Below are 25,538 nucleotides of genomic sequence, written 5' to 3'. Positions count from 1 at the left end.
TTTTGTAAAACGGGACATGATAATGAGTGAAGAAGGAACATATTGAAAAAGCAACCACCAATTGATGAAGGTAAAAATCATCATGAAATGGGGTGTCCATCATGGACAACGAAAATTTACACGATCCAGATTGTACGTTTTATTTTAGAAACGGGGTGTCTCGAGGAGAGTCTGTACTGTTTTATAAAATAAACAATTTCATTTAAGTCAAGATTGCAATTACATTTCTTCGTAAATGGGGTGTCTACGGCAGAAACTTTAGCCGAATTACCATGCATTTCTTAAATAAATGAGGTGTCTGCGAAAGGTAAATTATAAACAATGCTTTTTCAATCCCTCTTCAGAAAACAGGAAGCTGAGTCAGCTTCCTGTTTTTCGTGTTTGTTCTCGTATGTAATTATGGTAAAATACGGCTAAGACTACTTGAAAGGATGAAACAAATGAATCATACAGCGGATCATTGTATTTTTTGTAAAATCATTGACGGACAAATTCCATGCTCAAAAGTATATGAAGATGAGCATGTACTTGCGTTTTTAGATATTAGCCAAGTAACAAAAGGACATACACTTGTTATTCCGAAAGTACACAAGCAGGATATCTTTTCGTTAACACCAGAAATTGCATCGCACATTTTTGCTGCTGTACCTAAAATTGCAAATGCGATTAAGGAAGAATTTAATCCAGTTGGCTTCAATTTATTAAACAATAATGGTGAAAAAGCTGGACAAACTGTATTCCACTTTCACCTTCATTTAATTCCACGCTACGGTGACAACGATGGTTTTGGTGCTGTTTGGAAGTCACATCAAAATGAATATACAATGGAAACATTACAAAATATCGCAAGTACCATTGCAAATAGTGTAAAATAATTAAGGCTAGAAAAAGACATAAAACATAAAGGTACATAGCAAGCCAATTCCTCCAAACGACATATATTGCATGGCTTGTTTTTTCACCCAAAATGCTGGAGGATATGATCTTTTTTGCTTTACAAATAAAAGTAAATGCATAGCACGTACAAGAAAGAAAAGACTTATGATAAAACAAAGAGTCGTCATGATTTTCACTTTTCTCCCCCCTTGTCTTAAGCATATGCATACTTTTGTACATCATGAATAGGAACAAAAAATAAGGAGGTTTCCTTTTATGTCAAAAGCTAAATCCTTTCTAACAGGTGTTATTTGTGGCGGAGCTGTCGCTGGACTAGCTGTTCTCTTTTCCACTCCTTCTTCTGGTAAAGATATGCGCAGCAAACTAAAAGAAAAAGGCAGCGATATTAAAAAGACGCTAGCTGATATTACTGCTGATACAAAGCTATTAAAACGCCAAATTGTTGAAACAGCTTCAGAAGGAAAAGAAGTCTTTCAAGAATTAAAAGAGGATATGCAAGATACGCTTTCTTCTTGGAAACAAGATATTTCACATAACAAACGTCATATCGAGCAAGAAATTTTAGATATTCAAAGATCGATTGAAAAATTACAACAAGCCGTTCCAGAAAAAGCGTAAAACATATTACCTGTGTAGTTTTTTGCATATAACAAATATTTTGTATATCAGTTGAATCTCACGCGACATATCAAATAGATATGTCGTGTTTTTATGCATTTACAATATCTGTTAGCTCTTACCACGTAAGATGATACCGCAATTCTCCCTTTGAAACTCCTTCTACTTTTATGCATGATTTGCACATACACAAACTTTTCCGAAAAATTTTAACAATTCTCACAAAAACACTTTATTAATTTTTATTTTACTGGCATAATAGATACTAATGAAGAATGTTAAAGTGGGTGAGTAAATGAAAAGTGGAGAAAAAGACTATTCGATAAAAGAAGCAATGATCTTTAGTCAACGCATTGCTCAGTTATCGAAGGCATTATGGAAATCTGTAGAGAAAGATTGGCAACAGTGGATTAAACCTTATGATTTAAACATCAATGAGCATCATATTTTATCTATTGCGTATCATTTAGAAGGAGCTTCTATTTCAGAGATTGCTAAGTTTGGAGTTATGCACGTATCCACAGCATTTAACTTTTCTAAAAAGCTCGAAGAACGCGGCTATCTCGTATTTTCTAAAAAAGAAGATGATAAACGAAATACGTATATTGAAATTACAGAAAAAGGGGAAGAATTGCTGCTGAAATTAATGGAGGAATATAACCCTGAAAATAACTCTGTCTTTAACGGCGCACTTGCCCTTCGCAATTTTTACGGGAAATTCCCGGAAAATATCGAATTAATTGCGATTTTAAGAAATATTTACGGACAAGACTTTATTGATATTTTTGAGAAATCATTAGAAAACATTGAAGAAAATTTTACAGAGCAGGAACAAAAATTAGTTAAAAAATAAGCCGAATTATCTTTTCGCTATGATGCGTAAAAATTCTTCCATAAGCGGCTGAAATAATCCTTGTTTTAAAAGCGCTTCCGCAGTTTCAGTTACTTCGAGCTGATGTGGAAGTGCTTTTTCGAATTGATCTAAGAGAGCATCAAATAAAAGTAAACCTTCCTTTTTCTCTTCTACGTATTGATTGTTCAATCCTTCACAAAGATTAAGTATACGTTCAACATCCTTTTTACGTGCTTTTTTCTTTATAATTAAAGAATAAAATGGACACTTATCTTCATCAATCATTCGAAAAAGAAGTTCTACATAATATTCAGCTTGTTCTAGTCTTTTTACAACGTCCATTTTCTCCCTCACTTTCCAACCAATGTCTTCTATTTCTGAATTTTATAACACGAACAAAATATCGTATGATACAATATATAAAAGTATATGTATTTTGGCCAAAAGGAGGTATCTCCTCGTGACTCTTATAGAAATCGTTTTTGTCACATTTGCACTTATTGTTCTATTCTATACAAATTTCATGACACATACACTTTGTGTTCAAAAACAAATATCCGAGAGCCGCCAACCAGGTGTGTTTCGGATTATGAATGTATGCATTACGATTCTATTAATTTCTAGTTATATAGAAATTATATTTCATTGAAAGTGAGGAAGGGAAGTCCCTTCCTCACTTTTTTCCTCTATAAACAAATTATACCTACTATAACTAATAAAATAAACAGTACAAGTAATAAAATAAGCATAGAATTCATTCTTCATCCGCCTCCTCCTTTCTTTATATGCACATGTGCCCAAAAGTGGTACCCCTTACGAATCTGACAATTTCCTTAAACAAATAGGCAATTTTTCTTTATCAATAGGAAAAGACCTCAAAATATGATATATTAAATTTTGTACATATTGCCTATACTATAAAAAGATTATCTGCGGCCAATCTTTATCCTCAGCCTCAGTAAGCACTGTGAAGTATGCTTTTTTACATCGTAAAAAGGCGGTAAATCAGTGAAGCTTAACTTTGGCTCTTTTGCACAAGTGTACGGTTGTTCATTTGTGCAGGATAAATGGAAAATACATAATAGTAGGAGTGTTTATTGAATGAAGAAAGCTATGCTTGCCTTAGCAGCAACAAGTGTAATTGCCTTATCAGCATGTGGATCATCTGATAAAATTGCAACCTCTAAAGCCGGTGACGTAACGAAAGATGAACTTTACGCATCACTGAAGCAACAAGGTGGTAAACAAGTTTTACGCAACATGATTGTTGAAAAAGTATTTATTAAAAACTACAAAGTTGATGACAAAGACGTTGATAAAAAATACGACGAATTTAAAAAGCAATACGGCGATCAATTTGATACACTGTTAAAACAACAAGGTATTAAAGAAGAAACATTAAAAACAAGCGTACGTGCTCAATTAGCTCAAGAGAAAGCTATTGAAAAATCTATCACTGACGAGGAAGCAAAGAAGAAATACCGTGATAAACGTGTATTTGCAAAACATATTCTTGTAAAAGATGAAGAAACTGCGAAGAAAGTGAAAGAAGAGCTTGGACAAGGTAAATCTTTTGAAGATTTAGCGAAACAATACTCTGAAGATCCAGGATCAAAAGAGAAAGGCGGCGACCTAGGGGAGTTAAAACCAGGTACTCTTGTAAAAGAATTTGAAGATGCTGCTTTCAAAATGAAAAAAGATGAAGTAAGCGAACCTGTAAAATCTAGCTTCGGTTACCATATTATTAAAGTAACAGACATTAAAGATGCAAAACCATTCAAAGAAGAAAAAGCAGCAATCAAGAAAGAAATTGCTCAGCAGAAATTACAAGATCCACAATTCTTAAACGAATTCCAAAATAAAGAAGTGAAAAAAGCGGATGTGAAGATTGAAGATAAAGACTTAAAAGATATCTTCGAAACTCCAAAAGCAGAAAAAGAGAAAAAATAATGAAAAAACTGCCAGGCTTACCTGGCAGTTTTTTTTCATACTTCAGTCGTTTCCTCCACTTAAAAAAAAGCATCCAGCAAAAAGCTAGATGCAGATAAAAAACACACGGGAAGATGCAAACTCTTCCCCTAACCCGTATGCTATTATAACAAAAAAACAGTAAAAAGTATAAAAAAATTTTATTTCTTTTGAAATATAATGGATTTTTTTGTATACCCGCTCTAAACATTTAATTTATGCGGAGACGCTCTGAAGTAAGAAATTACAGGGACTACTAACAATCGCGTAAAATGTACAATTTTTTGTTGGCATCACTTAACCTTAACAAAATTTCTCAATAGAACCAAAAAGCGCCTAAAGGGGTTATTTCCTCCCTCTAAGCGCTTTTTATCACTATTTGCTTATTTTGCTAATGCTACTTGTTCTTGTTCATCTACAGGCACGGTAGCATCTTTTAATGCTTGATTTAATTCTGCTGTATATTTTGCTTTTTCTTCATTTGTCCAGCCTAGTTTTGCTGCCATGTATGCAATGACAGGTTCTTTCCAGTCATACACCCAGTGGATATTGAAGAATACAGCTCCTCTGCGACGTACAAAGAAGTCGACAGGTTTTACTGTCATTTCATAGTCCATCGCGTATACAAGCGGTACAAGGACGTCTAACGGCATGTTGTATTCTTTTGCTTCCTCTTTTAAATCTTTTGCTAAGTTAAAGAGAATATCAACGTTAGAGCCGTAGAATTTCGCAAATGCTTCTGCTTGCTCAGTTGTTAAACCGTATTTCGTACCTTCTCCTGCTTTTTTCGAAATGAACGCTGGCAATCTTTCAGAACCACCTACATGTCCACCAGAGATTGGCATATGTTTCGTTTTTGTTTTTGGTAATGCACTGTGACCTTCTTTTTGCATTAAAGATCCAACATAGTCAACAACCATTTCTGCCATTTTACGATATCCAGTTAGCTTACCACCAGCGATTGTAATTAGCCCTGAATCAGAAGTCCAAATTTCATCTTTACGAGAAATTTCAGATGCACTCTTACCTTCTTCATAAATTAACGGACGAACACCAGCCCAGCTTGATTCAATATCTTTTTCTGTAATTTTCACAGTTGGGAACATGTAATTAATCGCTTTAATAATATATGCACGATCTTCTGTTGTCATTTTTGGTACCGCTGCATCTTTATCATAGAATGTATCCGTTGTACCAACGTATGTTTTATTACCACGTGGAATCGCGAAGACCATACGTCCATCTGGTGTATCAAAATAAATCGCTTGGCCAAGCGGAAAACGTTTTTGGTCGATAACTAAGTGAACACCTTTTGATAATTGTAATACTTTTCCTTTTTTCGAATTATCTTTTTCACGAAGTGTATCTACCCAAGGACCCGCTGCGTTTACAATTTTCTTGCCGTAAACCTCATATACTTTTCCATCTAATAAATCAATAACACGTACACCGCATACTTTTCCGTCTTTATATAAGAAACCGTCTACTTTTGCATAGTTAACAGCTTTTGCACCATGCTCAATCGCTTCTTTCATGACTTCGATTGTTAAACGAGCATCATCTGTACGATACTCTACGTAGTAACCGCCGCCTTTTAACCCTTCTTGTTTTACAAGTGGTTCTTTCTTCATTGTTTCCTCACGGCTAAACATTTTTCTACGTTCGCTTCGTTTTACTCCCGCTAAGAAGTCATATACGCGAAGACCGATTGATGTTGTAAATGCACCAAATGTACCGCCCTTATGGAATGGAAGTAGCATCCACTCAGGTGTTGTTACATGGGGACCGTTCTCATATACAATTGCACGCTCTTTCCCTACTTCTGCTACCATCTTCACTTCAAATTGTTTTAAATAACGTAAACCGCCATGTACAAGTTTTGTTGAGCGGCTTGATGTTCCTGCTGCAAAGTCTTGCATTTCGAACACAACTGTTGATAGTCCGCGCGTTACAGCATCTAATGCGATACCAGAACCGGTAATACCACCACCAATTACAATTAAATCTAACTCTTGTTTATGAACTTCTTTTAATACGTCTTTACGTTGTTTACTTGAAAAATTCATGGTAATTCCTCCCTTTGATACGAAAAAAAGAGACCACAAACACCACTATAGAAATCGCTCTATAGCGTGTCATGGTCTCTCCATATCTCCTACCGAATTATTAACTTACCATCATTATAACACTGTTTATGATTATTTAAAAGCTTTTGTTGCTTCAATTGCTTTTTTCCATCCAGAATAGAGCTCTTCGCTTCTTTCTTTCTCCATTTCTGGTGTAAAGCTTCGATCCATATCCCACTGCGCTTTAATTTCTTCTTGACTTTCCCAATATCCAACAGCTAGACCTGCTAAATATGCAGCCCCTAAAGCTGTCGTTTCACTAATCATTGGACGCTCTACAGGAACCTGTAACATATCGCTTTGGAACTGCATTAAGAAGTTATTTTTCACTGCACCGCCATCAACGCGTAACGTTTTCAACTCAATGCCAGAATCTGCTTCCATTGCACATAATACATCTCTTGTTTGATATCCTAATGATTCTAATGTTGCACGAATGAAGTGCTCTTTCGTTGTACCGCGCGTTACACCAAACACAGCTCCGCGTACTTCACTGTCCCAATACGGCGTTCCAAGTCCTACAAATGCTGGTACAACGTATACACCGTCCGTTGATTCCACGCGTGATGCATACTCCTCACTCTCACTTGCATCATTAACCATACGCATGCCATCTCGTAACCACTGGATTGCTGAACCAGCTACGAAAATACTTCCTTCTAATGCATAATTTACTTTACCATTTAACCCCCACGCAATTGTTGTTAATAGACCGTGATTAGAGTTAACTGCTGTTTCACCTGTATTCATTAACATGAAGCAACCTGTTCCGTATGTGTTTTTCGCCATCCCTTCACTGAAGCACGCTTGCCCAAATAACGCTGCTTGTTGGTCACCTGCCACACCAGCAATCGGTACATTTTGAGAGAAGAAATGATAATCAACTGTATGACCGTATACTTCAGATGATGGACGTACTTCTGGTAACATGCTCTTTGGTACTGTTAGTATTTCTAATAATTCATCATCCCATTTTAAGTCATGAATATTGAACATTAATGTGCGTGATGCATTTGAATAATCTGTTACGTGTGCTTTACCACCAGACAATTTCCATACAAGCCATGTATCAATTGTACCGAATAATAATTCACCGCGCTCTGCTTTTTCTCTTGCACCTTCAACGTTATCTAAAATCCACTTTACTTTCGTACCTGAGAAATATGCATCAATTAAAAGACCTGTTTTTTCGCGAACCATATCGCCATAGCCTTTTTCTTTTAACTCTTCACAAATTTCAGCTGTTTGACGAGATTGCCATACAATTGCATTATAAACTGGTTTCCCGGTTGCTTTCTCCCAAACAACTGCTGTTTCACGTTGGTTTGTAATCCCAATACCAGCGATTTGTTCTGGCTTCACATCCGCTTCACTTAAGCAAGTTGCGATAACCGCTAGAATGGACCCCCAAATCTCTTGTGCATTATGTTCTACCCAACCTGGCTTTGGAAAATATTGTGTAAATTCTTTTTGAGCAGAATGAACAATTTCTCCTTTTTTATTAAACAGAATGGCACGTGAACTTGTTGTACCTTGATCTAATGAAAGAATATATGTTTCCATATTTACTTCCCCCTTATGCTACTTTTCTACTATTTGTATCGTTTCTATTCTTTTTACCTGCTATATAAGAAAGTGCTAGTATAATAACCGTTGCAATCACCACATATATAAGTGCTGCATTTTGCTTTTCTTCAAATACAACTTGATGAAATACACCTGCAAGTGATCCGCCTAAAATCGGGCCTACAACTGGAATCCATGCATACTTCCAATTCGATCCGCCTTTTCCTGCAATTGGAAGAAAGAAATGTGCAATACGAGGTCCCAAATCACGCGCTGGGTTAATCGCATATCCCGTTGTTCCACCTAATGATAAACCAATACTTACAATTAAGAATCCTACGATAAATGGGTTTAAGCCATCTGCAAATTTATTTGCACCAATTGCTAATATACCAAATACTAAAACGAATGTACCAATCATTTCACTTAGAAGGTTTGCAAATGTGTTTGGAATTGCTGGTCCTGTTGCAAACACACCTAACTTTGCCCCTGGATCTTCCGTTTCTTTCCAATGTGGTAAGTAATGTAAATATACGATAACAGCACCGATTATTGCCCCAATCATTTGTGCTACGATATATCCTGGAACATCGCTCCATGGGAACGTTCCCTTAAACGCTAGTCCTATTGTTAAGGCAGGGTTCAAATGTGCTCCACTAATAGATCCAACAGCATATGCTGCTACTGCAACGGCTAAGCCCCACCCCATTGTAATTACAATCCAGCCAGAATCCTTAGCAAACGATTTCTTTAAACTTACACCAGCACAAACACCGCCACCAAGAACGATTAATAACGCTGTCCCTATTAACTCTCCTAAAAATGCTGACATAAAATCCCTCCACAATCAAATTAAACGCTTACAATGTGAAGGAGAGAAAATGAATGGCCATTCGTTTTTTCAAAAGAAAAAATCCACAGCCTACATGCCTCTATATAAAAATATAGAAACAATAAAATGTGGATCTCTTCTTTTCTCCGTCACGTTTATTAACTTATTTATAATGTTAACTGCAAATGAAAGCGGTGTCAATCAATTTCTTTCACATTTTCGTCACTTTTTTTGGAAATGTTTCCATAGTTCTTTTTTCGATGTTGTGATCGCTGTCGCACCAGCCTCTAAAGCTCTTTCCACATCAGCTACTGTACGAATAAAACCACCGGCTAAAATCGGGATTCCGGTGCGGTCTCTTACTTCTGCAATCATATCTGTTAAAGCCCCTGGAAGCACTTCGATATAATCCGGTTTTGTTTTTCCTAACAAATGACAGCTTTTTTCCATCGCACTTGAATCGATTAAAAAGATGCGCTGAATTGCTACAACGCCTTTTTGCTTCGCCTTCATAATCACACTTGCCTTCGTCGATAAAAGCCCGTACGGCTTATACTCTTGACATAAAAACTCTGTCGCATGACCATCGCTTTGCAATCCATGAATTAAATCAACATGTAAAAATACCTTTTTCTCATATTGCTTCGCTAGTTTCACAACACTTTTCAATTGTCCAATATGAATATCTAAAATGACAATATACTCATAAGAACTATGCACAAGCTTTTCTAAATCTTTAATTTGCCTTACTGCTGGTAAAATTTTTTGTTCATGAAATTCCATTTTCGTTCTACCTTCCTCTCTATCTTTATAGTATAGCTAGTCCATAAAAAATTCACATCTTTTTCTGTCTGATTTCACCGAATATCTTGCATCTTTTAGGCTCATGAAAAAAGTGGATAACCTATTCGTTATCCACTTACGCTTATAGTAACACAGAATCCTTATCACTTTCTTGATTACGTCTCTCACGCTCTTCTTCTAAACGCTTCATATATACTTCGCCTTCTTTTTCGATGAATTCATTATCTATTTCTTGCTCTTTTTTGGAAGTATATAAAACCATATAGCCACTTACAACAATCCCAATAATAACAAGATAAATCCACCATGGTAAAGTTTCCACTTTTCTTCCTTCCTTTCTTTTAGACAAGCCTTGTTAATTTCACTGTATGAGAGGAAGGAGATTTTTATGACTATATCATTTACATGACTCTAAACTGTAGTTTTACTTTTTTCCTTTAAATTGACTTAAATCGTATGACTTATCCATCCCGTTCTCTTCTGTTTTATCTACATCTTTTGGAACTGCTTTCTCACCGATTCGATCCATACTCGGCTATTGCCCTTCAAATTCCTTGAAGTGGGAGAATTCTTTTCGAAAATCTAGTTTAATAAAAACCGTCATCTCAAGGGGCCTGGTGCAAAGAATACACACCATACAATTCCCCCGTTTTACTCTATATAGAACTATATCACTCTATAACATTCTATATCATCGCATATTATAAACTGCTTTCATAAAAAAAGAGAGCTTCACTTTTAAAAGCAATCATCTCTCTTTTCTATTACCTACAAAATATTATTTAGAACTTAGCAAATACCGCTTTACCACTTTTATAACAGAAGCAATTCCACCAAACATTAAAGCTATAGCAATAAGAAAAATTCCAAAAAGGATTAAAAAAAACTTCATATTTTTCCCCTCCTATAACATATTATTCTTTGCCAGTTAAATGATACTTTTTTGAACTCCCCCCCACTTAACTAACGCTTGAAGTGGAAGGTTCCTACGAACACCGATGTACCCATCGGTTATTTAGTAGACTATCCCCGTAATTCCTACGGTTAATACGAAATTCGCATGGTATTTGCCGTCTTGTTTTTGGTCTGACACTTGGTTTTCGTGCCACAGATTTGATAGTTTATCCTTTCTGCGACTTTCGAATGGTGTAGGCGAACGACAGCCACCAGGCAAGTTCTATTTACCCAACAAGCAACCACGCTTGAATTCGTTCTATAGCAAAGATGTTGGCTAATACCAATCGACATTTCTCTCCCACTTACTCATTAGGCTATGCTCTACACATTCTTTGAAGTGGAAGTATTCTGTCGGGAACTGATAACAGTGCTGAGATTGACTAAAACATTTTTCTCAATTAGATATCTTAATTGTTGATTTTAAATAACCTATATGCGAACTTAGATTTTATCACAGTAAATGAATAGAATACATTTTATTTTTTCTTTTGTAAAAGGAAAGTTTTGTAGTGTTCTACACAATGTTTTTATGAGAAGATATCATCATCCCCTCAACAAGTTTTAAACATTTTTCCTTTTCCCCTCATTTGGAACTCCCAAATGTGGAGTGCACCCCAATGGTTAGACACAGTCTAACCATTGGGGTGTTTTTTCTTATAAGTAAATTTACAGTTGAAGAGAAAATAGAAACCGGAAAACGTTATTTGAATGGCAAAGAAAGCCAAAAAATATTACAAATTCTACCCCCCCCCTGTCTTTCGAACATAGATTCTATCGTATCCATTTCACGGAGAAAAAGCGTTTAAAAAAGCTATACATCATACACTTTTTAGTATCAACTAGACGCACTCCATTATATGAATGAACAAGGGGCGTCTATTAGAGAGCGCGCTACAACCTTTAACATTCCATCACCTTCGAATCACGGACACAAAGGAAATCATAAAGTGAAACTTTAATCAGTGGGGGTTTTCTTCATCCCCCACTGATTATGAGCCCTCACCAATCGGGCTGCCCTAAAATAGCGGGATAAAAAGTGTAGCGTCTTACGAAAGAATTAGGATTAAATTGTCTCGTACGTATAATATAGAGATATCGACTACAGACATTTTACACATGCTTGGGGGGGAATTTAAGTTATACTCGTCCGAGATCCAATTCCCTTGATTAAACATGGTTCTTCTCTATCAAGATGAGACGCATGTGCAAGCGCATCAAAGTCTACACGCAAGTTGGTCACAACGTGGATTACAAAAACAGATTTCCAAAAGGGTACTTTCCATCAAACGAAATACCGTATATAGGTTTATTGTTGTTGTACATGTATATATAGTACCGGGAAAGGGTGTCCCATAACTTTTTTGGGACACCCTCGTAATATAATTAAGGTTCTATTTTTTGTAATTCCTGTTTTAAATTTTTTGAAATTTGCTGAACGCTTTCTTTATTAGGTTGTGCATAGTATATACCATCTATGTATTTATCACTACATTTTATTTGCATTTTGTTAATTTTAGGTGGGTGATCCATCATGGTTTTAGCAATAGAAAATATATCTGTTGTGGATAGATTGGTAGACATATGTGGACTAATTTCATCCAATATGCTATTAAACTTATTTAATGATTTTATGGTTAATAGTTTTTCAGCAATCGCCTCTATAACTAATTGTTGGCGTTGCCCACGCATAAAATCATTATCAATATGGCGTGTCCTAGTCAAGGCTAGAGCCTGTTCACCATTTAAATGCTGATATCCTTTTTCTAAATGAATAGCATCAGCTTGGTCTTTGCTATCTTGTTCTGTAAATGTGACCGGAACATCTACATCAATTCCTCCAATTGTATCAATAAGATTTAAGAAGGAATCAAAATTAAATTTAATATAATAATCTATAGGAATATCCAAAAACTTTTCAACAGTATCTACTGTACTATCTATGCCACCAAATGCATGTGCATGTGCAATTTTATCTTCTTTTGATTTTATAGGTATATAGACACGAGTATCACGTGGAATGCTTAACAAATTGATTGCAGAAGTTTCTTTATTAATCGTAGCAACCATTAATGCATCTGTCCTTGCATTCTTTCCATATTCTCCTTCTCTGGTTTCGCTATTGTCTTCTCCCATGATTAAAACAGAAACATTATCTTTTAAAGGGGAGATTTTATGTTCTCTTTTCATGGATTTTCGTCCTCTTTCGAGTTCTTGATATGTTCTTTCACCAAAATTTTGAATTTTAGAATATATATACGTTCCCCCTAAAAATAAAATAAAAGTTAACATACCTAAAATAACTTTTATTTTATTTTGATAGACCCATTTTTTTTTCACAAAGATGCACCCTTTCTTTTTGTGTAATATTTATATTAAAAATAAACGGTTCGTTTTATCATAAAAACCCCGCTTATTGAGTTTAACACTGTACAGCAATAAGTTTAAAACCATCTACATTAAGATGCGTCTTAATTCACCCGTCCCTGTTGACCTATTGGGGGCTCTTGACATTTTTGGATAGCAACGTTTCTCTATGCGAAACATATTTTATTTGCAATCATAAGTAAACTATATGTTACGTATGTATCTAATGTGAAAATAATGAGTTTAAATGGAATTCCTTGTCAAGATACAGACTCAAGATACAGACTATATTAAAAATGAGAGGGAATCAAGTTAGAATTTTTGATACTCATTAGACGTTTTTTTTATTTTAAGGTTTCTACTTCGGCATTCATTTTCAATACTAGAGCGTCAAACAAGTTTGGATACCAAAAGATAAATCAATTTAATATGATTTAGTTTAGAAAATTAAGTATATGAATTGTAAGTTTTTATTCAAATATTCATATTTATCGTTCCACGAACTTTTAATATTAAAAGATGAAATAATAAGTTTTATCATTTTATCCAAGAAGATTCCTTCCTCAAGGACGCGAAGTGAGCAGGCGGGAGATGAATTGGCCTCAAAGTTTTTCGGTTAAATATAAAGTGACACTTTAATCAGCGGGGGTTTTCTTCATCCCCACTGATTATGAGCCTTCACCAATCGGGCTGCCCTAAAATAGCGGGATAAATTATATGATATTCAGACGGCTCATATTCTTACAGCATCTTATCTATTTCTTGATGTAAAAAGGGAAATGATCTGAATTGGTCACTAACTCTCGTAATTCGCTCTTTCAACTTACTTCAGAGTGAAAAAGTCAATTTGGAGGTCTTTTTTACATTTGAAAAAGGGAATTTTCAAACTGTCATTACTTCTGAATATGTGAGAATATATTTATATATGCGTTGATAAAAAGATTGAGATTTCTTTTCTCTGTCTGATTTTCAAGATTGTTAAAAAAAGGGGGAAGGATCTATCATTTTAATTAAGTAGTAGAATTTTATTTTTTATGATGCTGAAAACAGGAATGGAGTTTCTACTTTGACTAACTCAGTTATAAAGGTCATAAATGCGGCGTGCCTATTTTATATTTTCGCTGACTGTTATAAGCAAAAAAGGGTGATTGTTACTTCGAATTTAGAAATTAGGTGATGGAATCGGATATTTAGTGATCACTGATTGATTTAAGCATGATAAATCGCTTGCTTTATCATGCCCACATCATTTACAGCGGAAAGCGATTGTGTACGCGATGCGTTATCTATTCCCTTTAAAAAGTTGAACTGTTAGCCTCTGCACTGTTCGCTGTAACCTTTTGCATTTTTCCGCACTTGCACAAAACAAACATCTATCTTTTTTGTATCAAGCTATTCAGAGAAACACCCACGAAATAACAAAGGTTCAAATCCTCCTGTGTCACCTTTTAAAGAAGAATGGGTGTAAATCTCACAGATATAAAGTTCTTTCCATTCTCCTATTCCATATCAAACTACAGATACTACGGATATACTGAATACAAGAGGTGATATTATAATGAATTATCATATTCTTGTAATAGAAGATGATGAAGAAATTCAAGAACTAATTAAGCAATTTTTAATAACGCAACAGTATATTGTTACAGTTGCATCAGATGGACTAGAGGGCATGAAACAATTTAATAAACACCCCTTTGATTTAATTCTTTTAGATGTGATGATGCCAAATCTCAATGGATTTGAAGTTGCCAATATAATTCGAAACCAGTCAAATATACCAATTATTTTACTAACGGCCTTAGAAGAAGAACAAGACCAAATGAAGGGGTTCGATCTTGGTATAGATGATTATATTACAAAACCTTTTTCTTTTCATGTTTTCATCAGGCGAGTCGAAGCAGTACTGAGAAGAAGCTATGGCGAGCGTACAGATAATCATTTATCTTTTAAAGAAATACATGTCGATTGTGATACATATAAGGTATATGTAAATAAAGTGGAAATTTCTTTAACAGCAAAAGAATTTGAAATTCTACAACTACTACTAAAAAATAAGAGAAAAGTCATCACCAGAGAAAACATCGTAGAAAGGGTTTGGGGATATGAACCTTATGGAGAAACTCGTATCATTGATACACACATTAAAAACATACGAAAAAAATTAAATACGCCCTACATTAAAACAGTAAAAGGCATTGGTTATAAAATCGATGGGTAAGATGGTAAAAATTATGAAGATGAAGAAGATTACCTATAAGCTTTTTATAACTACATCTCTTATTTTGTTAACTTTTGCCGCCTTAATTTATTTAACTTTATACTTCTTTCTCCCTACATTTTATGAGCAATACAAAACAGACCAGCTTCAAACAGGGATAGAAGAAATTATTGGTAAATCTAAAAACCTTGCGTTTCAAGATGCTTTGCCACTTCTTGATGAATATGCAGAAAAAAATAACGTATTGATTTATCTTCAAAATAAAGAAGGTGTAGTTATTTATTCTCCTTCATTTCCTTCCGTTCCAAAAGATAGCCAAACAATCATTATTGAAAAAGTAAGACCCATAGGTAGCTCAGATACCACTCGTAATTTATATGATGTTACGGTACCCATTCAATTCCAAGATGCTAACTTAATACTTATGGTATTCGCAACATTTCAACCTATTGATGAAGCATCACAGGTCTTGGTACGTTTTCTTCCCTATATTAGTATCATTGTACTTGTGATTGGTATAGGAAGTGCTTATTTCTATTCAAGGTTAATTACAAAGCCTCTCATTTATATTAATGAAGGTGCACAAAAAATGGCGAAATTAGATTTTTCAGAAAAAATAGAAGTTCGTTCCACAGATGAATTAGGGGAATTATCTAATAGTTTGAACGATATGTCCATTAATTTACAGCAGGCTATGCTCAACCTAAAAAGAGCAAATCAGCAATTAAAAAGCGATATTGAAAAAGAAAAAGAAGTAGAAGCAAAACGAAGAGAATTTTTTGCTACGGTAGCACATGAATTAAAGACTCCGCTAACGGTTATGAAAGGATACGTAGAAGGAATGATATATAATATTGGCCCGTATCAAGATCGTAACCAATACTTACAGAAAAATCATCAAATTATTGAAAATCTGGAGCGATTGGTTCACGAAATTTTAAGTATGGCAAAATTAGAACAACACACCTTTAAACCACAATTAAAAGAAGTAAAGCTATCAAAATTAATAGATAGAATTACTAAAGATCTCGGATTTTTTGCTTCTCAAAAGGACATTCAAATTAAAAAGCAAATTGATTTTAACGAGTTTATTTTTACAGATCCTGTTCTCTTAGAAAAAGCCTGTAAAAATATTATTCATAATGCAGTGATGTATTCACCACCTAAAGAGAAAGTTTATATAAAATTATCCAGCAACGCTAAACAAAATCAAATTCAAATGCAGGTCATCAATACAGGTGTAAAGATTAAAGAAGAGGATATACAACATCTCTTCAAACCATTTTATCGGGTCGAAAAATCAAGAAGTCGAAATACGGGAGGGAGTGGTTTAGGTCTTTATATCGTCAAACAAATTTTCGAAACGCTAGGTATCTCGTATTCTATAAGCAATATAGAAAATGGGGTGCAATTTTTCATTAACATTCCAATATGTAAAAAATGGGGCTATCCCATAAGTCGGTGAAACCGGCTTATGGGATAGCCCTTCTTTTTTTATGAGTAACCATTCAGCTACTTTCATTCATTATAACCTGTGGCAACTGATGCTACCAATGGATTATAGCGATTTAATTCCCGAAAATCATAATCCATGAGATGGTAGAACAAGTCAATGATAATCTATTCTTTTCTCGTTATCAAGGGGGTGGCCGTAGTTCCTACCACCCGAAAATGATGACAAAAGTGATTCTCTATGCATATACGCAAAAAATCTATTCTTGCCGTGATATTGCCAAATCATTACGAGAACACTTACCAATGGTGTAGCGATCTAGGCAACAAATGCCGGATTTTCGAACGATTAATCGCATTTGTTCAGAACGAATGAAAGATAAATATTCTTTCGTATGGAGAAAAGCAACAGATAACTATAGAAGAGAAACTTCAACAAAATATCCAGCATACATTCCAACAAATTAAGGACGGTTGAGTTTTGGATGATTGCCATAGCCCACAACTTCCTCAAACAGGCAGAAAAAATGCTCGTTTGAGGAAGAAAATCAAAAAAATAACCGCTTTTGGGACAGCTCCCTATTTTTTAAGGATTATTAATATCTTTTACTACTAATCTCTTCTGGCGTAAGTAAATGGTTCGATCCGATTGTTCTGCCACTTCTCGTGAATGTGTTACAACAATAACACATTTATTCTCTTGATGAGCAAGCTCCTGAAACAATCGAATCACTTCTTGTGCTGTCTCTTCATCAAGGTTCCCTGTTGGTTCATCAGCAATAAGTAACTCTACATTGCAAGATAGTGCTCGAGCAATTGCTACGCGTTGCTGTTGTCCACCACTTAATTGCAGAACATTACGATTCACCTCTGCTTCTGTAAGGCCTACCTTTTCTAACAATTCTAATGCCCTTTTCCTTTTATTTTGCACCTTAACACCTGTAATTTCCATTGCCGTTAGTACATTTTGAAGAGCGGTCATATAGGTAAGTAAGTTATAGGATTGAAAAATCACGGATACATATTGATTACGGTATCGATCCAAACCAATCTTTTGAATGTCCCTCCCCCTATATAGTACATAGCCACTTTTTGGTGTATCCAAACCACAGCCTAAACTAAGCGCTGTGGTTTTACCAGATCCAGACGGCCCTAAGATTGTGTAAAAATGCCCTGCTTGAAAAGAAAAAGTAACATTATCTAATATCGTTACTCTTTTTTCGTCACTTTCATAATAATAAGTTAAGTTCTTAAATAGTAAAATTGTCTCCATGCTGATCCTCCTTATTCATCTTTTAACAGGATTTGTTTCGGGTTTAAACGTAGAATTGATAAGGCTGGAAGTATAGTTGCTAATATAGCAATAGTTAATCCAATCCCCCCCATTTTCCCTAAATCCTCTCCTGTTACATTTACATCAATTTTATCAACTGGGTCTGCTTTTTTGGTCTCTTGTACAGAACCATCAGCTCCAACAAATATTGTCTTATCATTTTCATCTTCTTCTCCGCTTGCTGTAGCGATTTCATTTGAGAGCAAAATATCTCCCATTAATTGCGAAACTTTAGATCCTGTTGTTATGGATAATCCAAATGCTAAAATAGCAACACATGCTACTTCTACTATGAACTGCGCTATTAGTTTCCATTTTTTCTCTCCAATAGACAATAGAATCCCCATTTCCTTACGACGTGCTTTAATCGATAACATAATAATTAACCCCAAAATAATAGCACTCGCAATAGATACAATATAGATAATCATTTGAGAGATAGAAGAAATATTTTCAATAGGATTTATCATTTTTTTGTACAAAGCGTCATTTGCATCTAACTTAAAATAATTAAAATCAATATCCGATTGTTTTGCTTCTTGTCTAAATGCATCAATGTCTTTTGGGTCTTTCAAATAATACACAGCTTGCATCACGGAGCTACTGGCCTTTTGCCCTGCTTCTAATTTTTTTAAAGTAGAGTGTGGCATATATATTTTATTAGCTGGCTCCATCATAGGTGAGACACTTCCACCTATTATTGATGCCTGCTTCTCTGTTTCATAAATACCAATAATTTCAGCTTCAAGAGATTTCTTCTTATCTTCGCCTGATCGAATTTTAACCTTATCTCCTATTTTCAATTTATTTTGTTCTGCTAAACGTTTTTCCATCAAAATGACATTCTGATCTATCATCTTTTCTGTAATAGGTTTCCCATCAATAATTTTACTTTTTCCATTTTTAAAACTTTCTTCTAGAGAAATCTTACGAATTGCTTCTATGACAAAAGAAGAGTTCCAATCTACGTCTCCTTTTATACTCTTCTTCTCTGTAGGTCCTTCCTGTTCTTCTAAAGATCCTACTAATTTAAAACCATCCGGAATGCCTAGCGTAGTTGCTGTATAATTGTAGTCTTTTACATATTGAGATTTTCCTAATTGACTTGCTAATTTTGCATTGAGGTTTGGTGGATGAGGCATTCCTCCAGTTCCCCTTGCTTTTTCTGCCTTATCATAATCAAAACTCAAAGTGACATCTGTGCCCAGTTTTTTTCTTGCTGATTCGGCTGCCTTTTTTGATGCGTTTTGAATTGTAAATCCTGCCAACACTAAATTTGTAACAATTAAAAAGACACCTAACAAAATGAATGACGTTCCCTTTCGTTTTTTCATACTTAGAATTGCGCGTTTTATAAAATTCATTTTTTCTAACCTCCTTGATATTTTTTATTCTATAGACACTATCTGGAGTTTGTATGGAGTTATTCAGTAGTTTACCTAGAGCAATGAGTAGTTTATATGTAGTATTTATACGAATCCACATAACGAGCCTTTCCTGATGAACTTAAAGCAATTCGTTTTCCTTCTTATAAATATTTTATATATTCAGATTTTCCCATAAGCACGAAAGGCCAATTGAGAAAATTGTAAACCATAATTATACGTTAGATACTCTCAAAGCACCTGCATATAATAAAAGATTCGCAATCAACTCATAATAAGCAACGGATCTTTAAGGCTTTATTCTTCGTTCCCTTTGGTATAAAACCACTGATTGCTGAGAAAAAGCGGTGGTTTACGCTGTCGGAATTGGAAAATAAAAAAGTATTACTTATTACAGGTGAAGGTAAGAGTTGGGAAGAATATATGAAGAGCTACATTCATAAACGTTATGGTAATCAATTAGAGTTTGTAGGGGGCATACAAAAATTTTTGAAGGGAAAAGTGGTAACAAGAAAGTTGATTCCTAAGTCAATACCAACAACATTGTTTATATGTTTATAATCAAATGCAACGATTTTCGTCATTTGAATGTGTGCAAGCCATTTTTGATGTTTATACTAAGTTTAGCAGTTTCAAACTTCTAAGTATTATGAAAGTATTTTCTCATATCTTTTCGCTCATAAATAAATAGGAAGAAGGAGGAGATAAAGTAAAAGTTTTAGCCCCATCACATTGTACGGGTTAAAACACAACCACGCTATACATCTATTACAAAATGATGCAAATCTGTAAGTATGTATCGGAATGGTTCGGGCATTCCTCTATAGATTTATTTACATCTAACTAAATCTATAGAGAAAACTGCCGTAAACCAATATAATCCCTTTTTAAAATCACGTGGGCAAGTAAATGTAATTATTAACTAACATTACTTGTCATAATACGTTTGGAACTTCGGTTTATAGAACGAACGGTTATCAAGCGCAAAGACGCGTTCTGTGTATTCGCCTGGTTTTGTGCGTCCAAGAGCGCGGTCCATCATGTTCATTTTTGCATCTAAATTATCGATGTAGTGTAAAATTTCCGCTTCTTTTACTAATGGTGGTTTGGGGCTTCCCCACTCTGCTTTTCCATGATGAGATAAGACGATGTGCTGAAGGATTAATACTTCTTCTCCCTCAATTTTCAACTCTTCTGCTGCTTTTCCAATTTCGTTCACCATAATTGAAATATGACCGAGTAAGTTTCCTTCTAATGTATATGTTGTCGAAATTGGACCTGATAACTCGATAACTTTACCAAGGTCATGCAAGATGACACCTGCATAGAGTAAATCTTTATCTAAAGATGGATACAGCGTCGAAATTGCTTTCGCCAAATCCAGCATAGATACAACATGGTAAGCAAGTCCTGATACGAACTCATGATGATTTTTCGTCGCTGCTGGATAATCTAAGAAATCATTTTGATGCTTATTTAATAAATGTCTTGTTAGACGCTGAATGTTCGGATTTCTCATTTCAAATATGTACTGCGTAATTTTTTCCACCATATCTTCTTTTTTCACTGGTGCTTTTTCAACAAAGTCTGAGATATCTGTTACTTCATTCGGATTTGCAACACGGATTTGCTTAACACGAAGCTGGATACGTCCTTTATAATTTTGAATATCACCAGCTACTTTTACAATTGTTTCCGCTGTATATTGTCTCTCCACTTCCGGTGATACATCCCATAGCTTTGCTTCAATATCTCCGCTTTGGTCTTGCAAGATTACTGTTAAAAACGGCTTCCCGTTACTTGCGATTCCTTTTGTTGCTGTCTTAATAAGCAAGAAAAGATCGACTTGTTCACCAACTTCATATTCTGCAATTTTCTTTTTCATCCTGATTCCTCCACCAACTTAAGTACTTTTAGTATAGCACACTACACTCTATTTTCTTTACGCTCTGGCGTTAATTTTATCATCTGTTTTTCCGTAAAGAACGATAATAAGTGAGCATGGCATGTAAAGAAGATGACTTGTCTCTTCTTTGCAATCTCTTTCATTAACGCGATTGTCCGCTCTGTCCGAACCGCGTCAAAATGAACAAAGCTATCATCGATAATAAATGGATAATGATGTTCAAACGTATGAGCAAGCGCAAAACGTAGTGATAAATAGAGTTGCTCCGCCGTTGCTTGACTAAGCTCATAACTGTAAAAACGAAGTCCATCACTGCGCTGAACGATAAATGGCTCTGTTGCTGACGGTGAAAAGATTTTGTTATATTTCTCACCTGTTAAGTAAACAAAATACTCCTCCGCCTTTTGTAAAATGCGCGGAAGGTGCACTTCATGATAATATTGCTTCGTTTTCGTTAACACCGATTTGGCTGCCGCATATGCCGCCCACTTTTTCACTTGTTCCCGTACATGCGACTTTTTCATTTCCCATTCATGTAATAAATCCCCATACGTATTACCTTTTTCTAAATTTGCAATTTCTACGCGGCACTCTGCAATGCGCTCCGTTTGTTCTTTTTCTTGCGACAGAAGTGTTTGTATATGCTGCCTTTCTTCTCTTAATTTGTCTTCATAACCATCTACTTGATAGTTCTCTTCTAAAGATAAATATGTTAAGCGCTGCTTTAACATATCAATTTGTGGTAAGAGGTGCTGTAATTGTTTCTCTGCATCTTCACGTTTTTCTGCTTGCATCCCTGCTTCTAAAAATGATTCCTCATCCTGAACTCCCGCCATGTTCCATAATCCATCTCTTTCAGATTGAAGCTGCTTCATTTGGTGCTGTAAGGCTGCATGTTCTTCCTGCCACTCCGCAAGCTTCTCTCGCCACTGTTTCAGTTCTTGCACTTTTTCTTTTTCCTGCTGAATACGATGAGTGATTTTCAGAAGTGCATCAAAATCTGTTCCTGCCAAAACATGTTCTAGTTTATGTTCAAATTGCGAAATCATTTCATATAATACATCTTTTCGCTCAAGCTGCTTTCCTAATTCTCGGTACAATTGTTGCATCTTTTCCATTCGCTCAAATGCCGGCAATAGATGCGCATGCGTATAAAAGGTTGGGAAATGATAACGTTTTTTATACCCCTCTACTTGCTCCCCTACACGAAACGTATCTCTTTCCCAATCTTCATATGCCGACACAATTTTTTCATAGCTTCTTTCTATTTGCTGCAATTTATAAGCTTCTCGCTCAAATACTTTGCGCATTTCTTCATCTTTTTCTAACTTATAACGAATGGACATAACTTCTTCACTTTGCCGCCCCTCACTGTTTTGCTGAAGTGTTAACAGTTCTTCTTGCAAGCGGTCTGAAGCTGGGTCTTTATATAAAACAAATGCCAGTACAATCAATACAAAGAAAATGACGCTTGTAAATAACAAAGTTCGATTATCTAAAAATACACTCGTTAGTAAAACCCCTATATTCATTAGTAATAATAGAAAACAAATTTTCTGCCAGCGCTTTTTCTTCTCAAACGTGCCTCTTGTTCTTTCTTCATATTTACGCTGCATACGTTCTGCACTTATATGGATTCCACCTTGAAATGATTTTTCTTTCTCCATAAGCGCTTGTCTTTCTTCCTCTGACAACATTTGTTTTCGAATGTATGCGATATGTTCTTCTTGTTCTTCTAATTGCTCCTGCGTTACTTGAAAGTTTCGATCTAACTCCTGTTTTCGCACTTCTAATTCTCTCGCTTTTTGAATCGTTTGTGTAATCAATTCTTTTACCGCAAGACTTGTATCAAAAGAGCGTACACTTTCTTCTTCAAAACTAGCACCAATTTGATGTTGTAATTCTTCTATTTCCTCTCTTATATTTTGAATACGGCTCGTCATCTCTCGCATTTCTTGACGTGCATTTTCATATGATATGTGCTGCATGCGAAGTGCTTCGATATCACTTTCTTTTCGCAAAAGCGCATCATCTATTTGCAGCGATTTCATTTTCGATTGTGCCATGTCCATCTTTTCTTGAAGTGTATCTAGCTGTATATGAAGCGGTTCAAGTTTTGCTTTTATCGATTCATAGCGCGCTATACCCGAAACAGGAAAATGCCCCAGCTGCTCTTTTAGTACCATTTCGTAAGTTCGTTTTTCAATCATAAGTGGCTGAAGTGCTGACAATATTTCATAATCTTGCTTGCGCTGCTCTGCTCGCTCTTTTTCATGGCGAATTTGAACAAGTTTCTCTTCACTCTCCTTGAGCTGCTTCACATGTTTTTCATACGCACCAATCTTTCCTTGCCACTCATTCAAATTCTCTTTCAGTTTCTTCATCTCTTGCAGTGATGCATTAATCTCAGGCTTACGACCATTTGGTTTAAAGCGCTGATCCATTTCTTTTTCTAGCTTTCTATCCAGTCGCAATAACGCATCGCTTCCAACCGCACTTGCTGAAAATAAATAGTTTCCAATTTCCGCTTCGCCGAGCTGATGAATATTTTGTAAACCGTGCATATCAAATGAAAAAACAGAGTCGAATAACTGCTCATTCATCCCCTTTGTGATAGCTTGTAACACTTCTTCTCCACCCATTTTTCCATCTTCAAAATAAACGGTTACTTCCCCGCTTGCTGTTTTCGGAAGGCGTTCGATTTTTAGCCGACCATACTGCTTCGTCATCACAGTAATTGCTCCGCCATACTTACCGCCTTCTTTCGGTTCATAACGCTTTTGTCCCCTCATCTTAAAGCCAAATAAAATGCTTTTTATAAACGAACGAATCGTTGATTTTCCCGCTTCATTTTCACCATATAACACCGTCAACAAGGAAAGATCCATTTCTACATTTTCTAGTTTTCCATAGCCATAAATATGGAGTTTTTCAATTCTCATTTTGTATCCCTCTCTTGCTGGAATAATTGCTCTAATATAATATTTTCTGCTTCCTTTTGAATCTCTGCTTGTTCCTCATCTGAAAACGGCTCAATGACATTACGGGCAACAGGCGATGTCCAAATCGTTTGAAGGATTGTATCCATGTTTGTAAAAGACTCTAACTCTTGCAATACGCTCCCAACAAAATGATTTTCTTCCTTTAACTGCTGGATTTCTGCAAAGGAAGCTGTCTCATTTTTCCACTTCATCACATAAACAAAATCTTTGCGCTCTTCTCCAGCACTTAAAATATGAAAAATCTCTTCAACACGTTTTTCATCACGTAAATACGAAGACAACGGACCTTGTCCTGTCAAACTAACAGTTAAAAAAATTCCTTCTTCAACTTTTCGCTGTTTCTGCAACACTTCTGAAGCAGCCTTCATAAAATCATCAACAGTATCAAGTCCCTCAATTGAAAGTTCAATCTCTTCCCAAATAACATCCGCTGTGTGAAAAAACGAACACCTTGTCTCTTGCTCTGTCATTTCCACAAGATATGCACCCTTTTCACCCGCTTCCTTTCGGTGACGCCCTTGTATATTCCCTGGATAAATGATAGGTGGGTTCTCTACCAATATCTCACGCTTATGTATATGGCCAAGTGCCCAATAATGAAATTCTTTTTCTTTCAGTTCACGAATTTGAAATGGTGCATAACGGTTATGCTCTGCATCCCCTTCTACACTGCCGTGAAGCAGCCCAATATGAAATGGTGCATCGCTCATTTTCGTATACTGCGCTGTCATATTATCTGTTACTGCCTGCTGTAAATAACTAAAACCATAAATAGAAGCAAGAAGTTCTCCATCTTTGTAAAATGACTTTTCTTCCACATATGGCTCAGTAAATATATGAACATTGTCTGGAAACTCAATCGCCGCCCAGCTTCCTCCTAAATGATCATGATTACCGTGAATGATATATACCGAAATGTCATACTGCGCAAGTCGTTTCATCTGCTCTCTTACAAATACTTGTGCGCGTAAACTTCTCGTATCCGCATCATATAAATCACCAGCAAGCAATACAAAATCAACGCGCTCTTGAATGGCTTTATCAATGATCCGTTCAAATGATCGAAATGTACTTTGCTTCATTCTTTCCCAAATAGAGGTTGGTACACTCATTTCCATACCTTTAAACGGGCTATCTAAATGCAAATCAGCTGCATGTATAAACTTTATTTGTTTCACTAACAAACGACCCTTTCTATGTTTCAAAAGTTTCACTTTATTGTAACACGCTATGTCATATATTTCTTTGCATATT

At 35.5% G+C, this 25,538-nt stretch carries 19 protein-coding genes and 5 pseudogenes; 11 read left to right on the top strand and 13 right to left on the bottom strand.

Features of this window, described 5'->3' with window-relative positions:
- The first annotated feature begins 440 nt into the window (after positions 1 to 440).
- The 3 genes from BCER98_RS04535 (at position 441) to BCER98_RS04520 (ending at position 2,368) form a co-directional block, all read left to right on the top strand.
- A complete protein-coding gene (locus BCER98_RS04535) occupies positions 441 to 875 on the top strand; it encodes an HIT family protein (protein ID WP_011983905.1) in 435 nt (144 codons plus the stop codon).
- A 277-nt stretch (positions 876 to 1,152) separates the two neighbouring features.
- Complete coding sequence (locus tag BCER98_RS04525; protein ID WP_011983904.1) at positions 1,153 to 1,515, top strand: YtxH domain-containing protein; 363 nt, start codon at positions 1,153 to 1,155, stop codon at positions 1,513 to 1,515.
- 295 nt (positions 1,516 to 1,810) lie between these two features.
- The gene (locus BCER98_RS04520; protein ID WP_011983903.1) at positions 1,811 to 2,368 is read left to right on the top strand and encodes an HTH-type transcriptional regulator Hpr; all 558 of its coding nucleotides are present in this window, start codon (positions 1,811 to 1,813) and stop codon (positions 2,366 to 2,368) included.
- Between the two features lie 6 nt (positions 2,369 to 2,374).
- Here BCER98_RS04520 and BCER98_RS04515 read toward each other — a convergent pair whose 3' ends face one another.
- Positions 2,375 to 2,710 (bottom strand): DUF1878 family protein, encoded by a 336-nt coding sequence (locus BCER98_RS04515; RefSeq protein WP_011983902.1) that lies wholly within the window; start codon positions 2,708 to 2,710, stop codon positions 2,375 to 2,377.
- Between the two features lie 118 nt (positions 2,711 to 2,828).
- Here BCER98_RS04515 and BCER98_RS04510 point away from each other — a divergent pair, with 118 nt between their 5' ends.
- Positions 2,829 to 3,017, top strand: coding sequence for a hypothetical protein (locus tag BCER98_RS04510; RefSeq protein WP_041809508.1), 189 nt, complete (start codon positions 2,829 to 2,831; stop codon positions 3,015 to 3,017).
- 37 nt (positions 3,018 to 3,054) lie between these two features.
- Here BCER98_RS04510 and BCER98_RS23610 read toward each other — a convergent pair.
- Positions 3,055 to 3,126: pseudogene (locus BCER98_RS23610) on the bottom strand (YjcZ family sporulation protein); the annotation flags it as partial.
- Positions 3,127 to 3,469: 343 nt separating this feature from the next.
- Between BCER98_RS23610 and prsA the strand changes: the two are divergent.
- Positions 3,470 to 4,318: a peptidylprolyl isomerase PrsA gene (prsA, locus tag BCER98_RS04505; RefSeq protein WP_011983901.1), complete on the top strand. Its 849-nt coding sequence runs from the start codon at positions 3,470 to 3,472 to the stop codon at positions 4,316 to 4,318.
- A gap of 401 nt (positions 4,319 to 4,719) precedes the next feature.
- Here the strand turns inward: prsA and BCER98_RS04500 are convergent, their stop codons facing one another.
- The 6 genes from BCER98_RS04500 to BCER98_RS04470 all read right to left on the bottom strand — a co-directional run bounded on the left by BCER98_RS04500 (position 4,720) and on the right by BCER98_RS04470 (position 12,958).
- Entirely contained in the window at positions 4,720 to 6,402 is a 1,683-nt protein-coding gene (locus BCER98_RS04500) for a glycerol-3-phosphate dehydrogenase/oxidase (protein ID WP_011983900.1), read from the bottom strand.
- 132 nt (positions 6,403 to 6,534) lie between these two features.
- Positions 6,535 to 8,025: a glycerol kinase GlpK gene (gene glpK / locus BCER98_RS04495; RefSeq protein WP_011983899.1), complete on the bottom strand. Its 1,491-nt coding sequence runs from the start codon at positions 8,023 to 8,025 to the stop codon at positions 6,535 to 6,537.
- A 13-nt stretch (positions 8,026 to 8,038) separates the two neighbouring features.
- Complete coding sequence (locus BCER98_RS04490; RefSeq protein WP_011983898.1) at positions 8,039 to 8,860, bottom strand: MIP/aquaporin family protein; 822 nt, start codon at positions 8,858 to 8,860, stop codon at positions 8,039 to 8,041.
- Between the two features lie 222 nt (positions 8,861 to 9,082).
- The gene (locus tag BCER98_RS04485; RefSeq protein WP_011983897.1) at positions 9,083 to 9,643 is read right to left on the bottom strand and encodes a glycerol-3-phosphate responsive antiterminator; all 561 of its coding nucleotides are present in this window, start codon (positions 9,641 to 9,643) and stop codon (positions 9,083 to 9,085) included.
- A 142-nt stretch (positions 9,644 to 9,785) separates the two neighbouring features.
- Positions 9,786 to 9,986, bottom strand: a complete 201-nt coding sequence (locus BCER98_RS04480; RefSeq protein WP_011983896.1) for a sporulation YhaL family protein — start codon at positions 9,984 to 9,986, stop codon at positions 9,786 to 9,788.
- 2,018 nt (positions 9,987 to 12,004) lie between these two features.
- Complete coding sequence (locus tag BCER98_RS04470) at positions 12,005 to 12,958, bottom strand: LCP family protein (RefSeq protein WP_011983895.1); 954 nt, start codon at positions 12,956 to 12,958, stop codon at positions 12,005 to 12,007.
- A gap of 1,397 nt (positions 12,959 to 14,355) precedes the next feature.
- Here BCER98_RS04470 and BCER98_RS20660 point away from each other — a divergent pair.
- The 5 genes and pseudogenes from BCER98_RS20660 to BCER98_RS23600 all read left to right on the top strand — a co-directional run.
- Positions 14,356 to 14,523 (top strand): annotated as a pseudogene (locus BCER98_RS20660) (IS4 family transposase); the annotation flags it as partial.
- Positions 14,524 to 14,540: 17 nt separating this feature from the next.
- The gene (locus BCER98_RS04465; protein WP_176371923.1) at positions 14,541 to 15,206 is read left to right on the top strand and encodes a response regulator transcription factor; all 666 of its coding nucleotides are present in this window, start codon (positions 14,541 to 14,543) and stop codon (positions 15,204 to 15,206) included.
- A pseudogene (locus BCER98_RS23605) lies at positions 15,199 to 15,505 on the top strand (two-component sensor histidine kinase); the annotation flags it as partial. The gene BCER98_RS04465 and the pseudogene BCER98_RS23605, both read left to right, overlap by 8 nt.
- 68 nt (positions 15,506 to 15,573) lie before the next feature.
- Positions 15,574 to 16,671 (top strand): annotated as a pseudogene (locus BCER98_RS04460) (sensor histidine kinase); the annotation flags it as partial.
- Between the two features lie 131 nt (positions 16,672 to 16,802).
- Positions 16,803 to 16,973 carry a transposase gene (locus BCER98_RS23600; protein ID WP_011983892.1) on the top strand — a complete coding sequence of 57 codons (171 nt, stop codon included), beginning with the start codon at positions 16,803 to 16,805 and terminating at the stop codon, positions 16,971 to 16,973.
- A gap of 271 nt (positions 16,974 to 17,244) precedes the next feature.
- Here BCER98_RS23600 and BCER98_RS04455 read toward each other — a convergent pair whose 3' ends face one another.
- Together BCER98_RS04455 and BCER98_RS04450 are read right to left on the bottom strand one after the other, a co-directional pair.
- Positions 17,245 to 17,931: an ABC transporter ATP-binding protein gene (locus BCER98_RS04455; RefSeq protein ID WP_011983891.1), complete on the bottom strand. Its 687-nt coding sequence runs from the start codon at positions 17,929 to 17,931 to the stop codon at positions 17,245 to 17,247.
- Positions 17,932 to 17,942: 11 nt separating this feature from the next.
- The gene (locus BCER98_RS04450) at positions 17,943 to 19,355 is read right to left on the bottom strand and encodes an ABC transporter permease (protein WP_011983890.1); all 1,413 of its coding nucleotides are present in this window, start codon (positions 19,353 to 19,355) and stop codon (positions 17,943 to 17,945) included.
- 735 nt (positions 19,356 to 20,090) lie between these two features.
- Between BCER98_RS04450 and BCER98_RS23800 the strand changes: the two are divergent.
- Positions 20,091 to 20,302, top strand: a pseudogene (locus BCER98_RS23800) (site-specific integrase); the annotation flags it as partial.
- Positions 20,303 to 20,304: 2 nt separating this feature from the next.
- Here BCER98_RS23800 and yhaM read toward each other — a convergent pair.
- The 3 genes from yhaM to BCER98_RS04430 are packed head-to-tail and all read right to left on the bottom strand — an operon-like array spanning position 20,305 to position 25,462.
- Positions 20,305 to 21,261, bottom strand: coding sequence for a 3'-5' exoribonuclease YhaM (gene yhaM / locus BCER98_RS04440; protein WP_011983888.1), 957 nt, complete (start codon positions 21,259 to 21,261; stop codon positions 20,305 to 20,307).
- A gap of 41 nt (positions 21,262 to 21,302) precedes the next feature.
- Positions 21,303 to 24,224 carry an ATP-binding protein gene (locus tag BCER98_RS04435; RefSeq protein WP_011983887.1) on the bottom strand — a complete coding sequence of 974 codons (2,922 nt, stop codon included), beginning with the start codon at positions 24,222 to 24,224 and terminating at the stop codon, positions 21,303 to 21,305.
- Positions 24,221 to 25,462, bottom strand: coding sequence for a metallophosphoesterase family protein (locus BCER98_RS04430; RefSeq protein ID WP_011983886.1), 1,242 nt, complete (start codon positions 25,460 to 25,462; stop codon positions 24,221 to 24,223). Before BCER98_RS04430 ends, BCER98_RS04435 begins: the two co-directional genes overlap by 4 nt.
- Positions 25,463 to 25,538: the final 76 nt, after the last annotated feature.

The organism is Bacillus cytotoxicus NVH 391-98, assembly GCF_000017425.1.
GTDB classification, from domain to species: domain Bacteria; phylum Bacillota; class Bacilli; order Bacillales; family Bacillaceae_G; genus Bacillus_A; species Bacillus_A cytotoxicus.
This window is presented reverse-complemented; position numbering and strand designations above follow the sequence as displayed.

Bases quoted from the DNA above. Each gene is read 5' to 3' on its own strand.
- yhaM (WP_011983888.1), bottom strand. From the start codon at position 21,261: ATGAAAAAGAAAATTGCAGAATATGAAGTTGGTGAACAAGTCGATCTT.
- BCER98_RS04535 (WP_011983905.1), top strand. From the start codon at position 441: ATGAATCATACAGCGGATCATTGTATTTTTTGTAAAATCATTGACGGA.
- BCER98_RS04490 (WP_011983898.1), bottom strand. From the start codon at position 8,860: ATGTCAGCATTTTTAGGAGAGTTAATAGGGACAGCGTTATTAATCGTT.
- prsA (WP_011983901.1), top strand. From the start codon at position 3,470: ATGAAGAAAGCTATGCTTGCCTTAGCAGCAACAAGTGTAATTGCCTTA.
- BCER98_RS04455 (WP_011983891.1), bottom strand. From the start codon at position 17,931: ATGGAGACAATTTTACTATTTAAGAACTTAACTTATTATTATGAAAGT.
- BCER98_RS04450 (WP_011983890.1), bottom strand. From the start codon at position 19,355: ATGAATTTTATAAAACGCGCAATTCTAAGTATGAAAAAACGAAAGGGA.
- BCER98_RS04485 (WP_011983897.1), bottom strand. From the start codon at position 9,643: ATGGAATTTCATGAACAAAAAATTTTACCAGCAGTAAGGCAAATTAAA.
- BCER98_RS04515 (WP_011983902.1), bottom strand. From the start codon at position 2,710: ATGGACGTTGTAAAAAGACTAGAACAAGCTGAATATTATGTAGAACTT.
- BCER98_RS23600 (WP_011983892.1), top strand. From the start codon at position 16,803: ATGGTAGAACAAGTCAATGATAATCTATTCTTTTCTCGTTATCAAGGG.
- BCER98_RS04520 (WP_011983903.1), top strand. From the start codon at position 1,811: ATGAAAAGTGGAGAAAAAGACTATTCGATAAAAGAAGCAATGATCTTT.
- BCER98_RS04525 (WP_011983904.1), top strand. From the start codon at position 1,153: ATGTCAAAAGCTAAATCCTTTCTAACAGGTGTTATTTGTGGCGGAGCT.
- glpK (WP_011983899.1), bottom strand. From the start codon at position 8,025: ATGGAAACATATATTCTTTCATTAGATCAAGGTACAACAAGTTCACGT.
- BCER98_RS04435 (WP_011983887.1), bottom strand. From the start codon at position 24,224: ATGAGAATTGAAAAACTCCATATTTATGGCTATGGAAAACTAGAAAAT.
- BCER98_RS04500 (WP_011983900.1), bottom strand. From the start codon at position 6,402: ATGAATTTTTCAAGTAAACAACGTAAAGACGTATTAAAAGAAGTTCAT.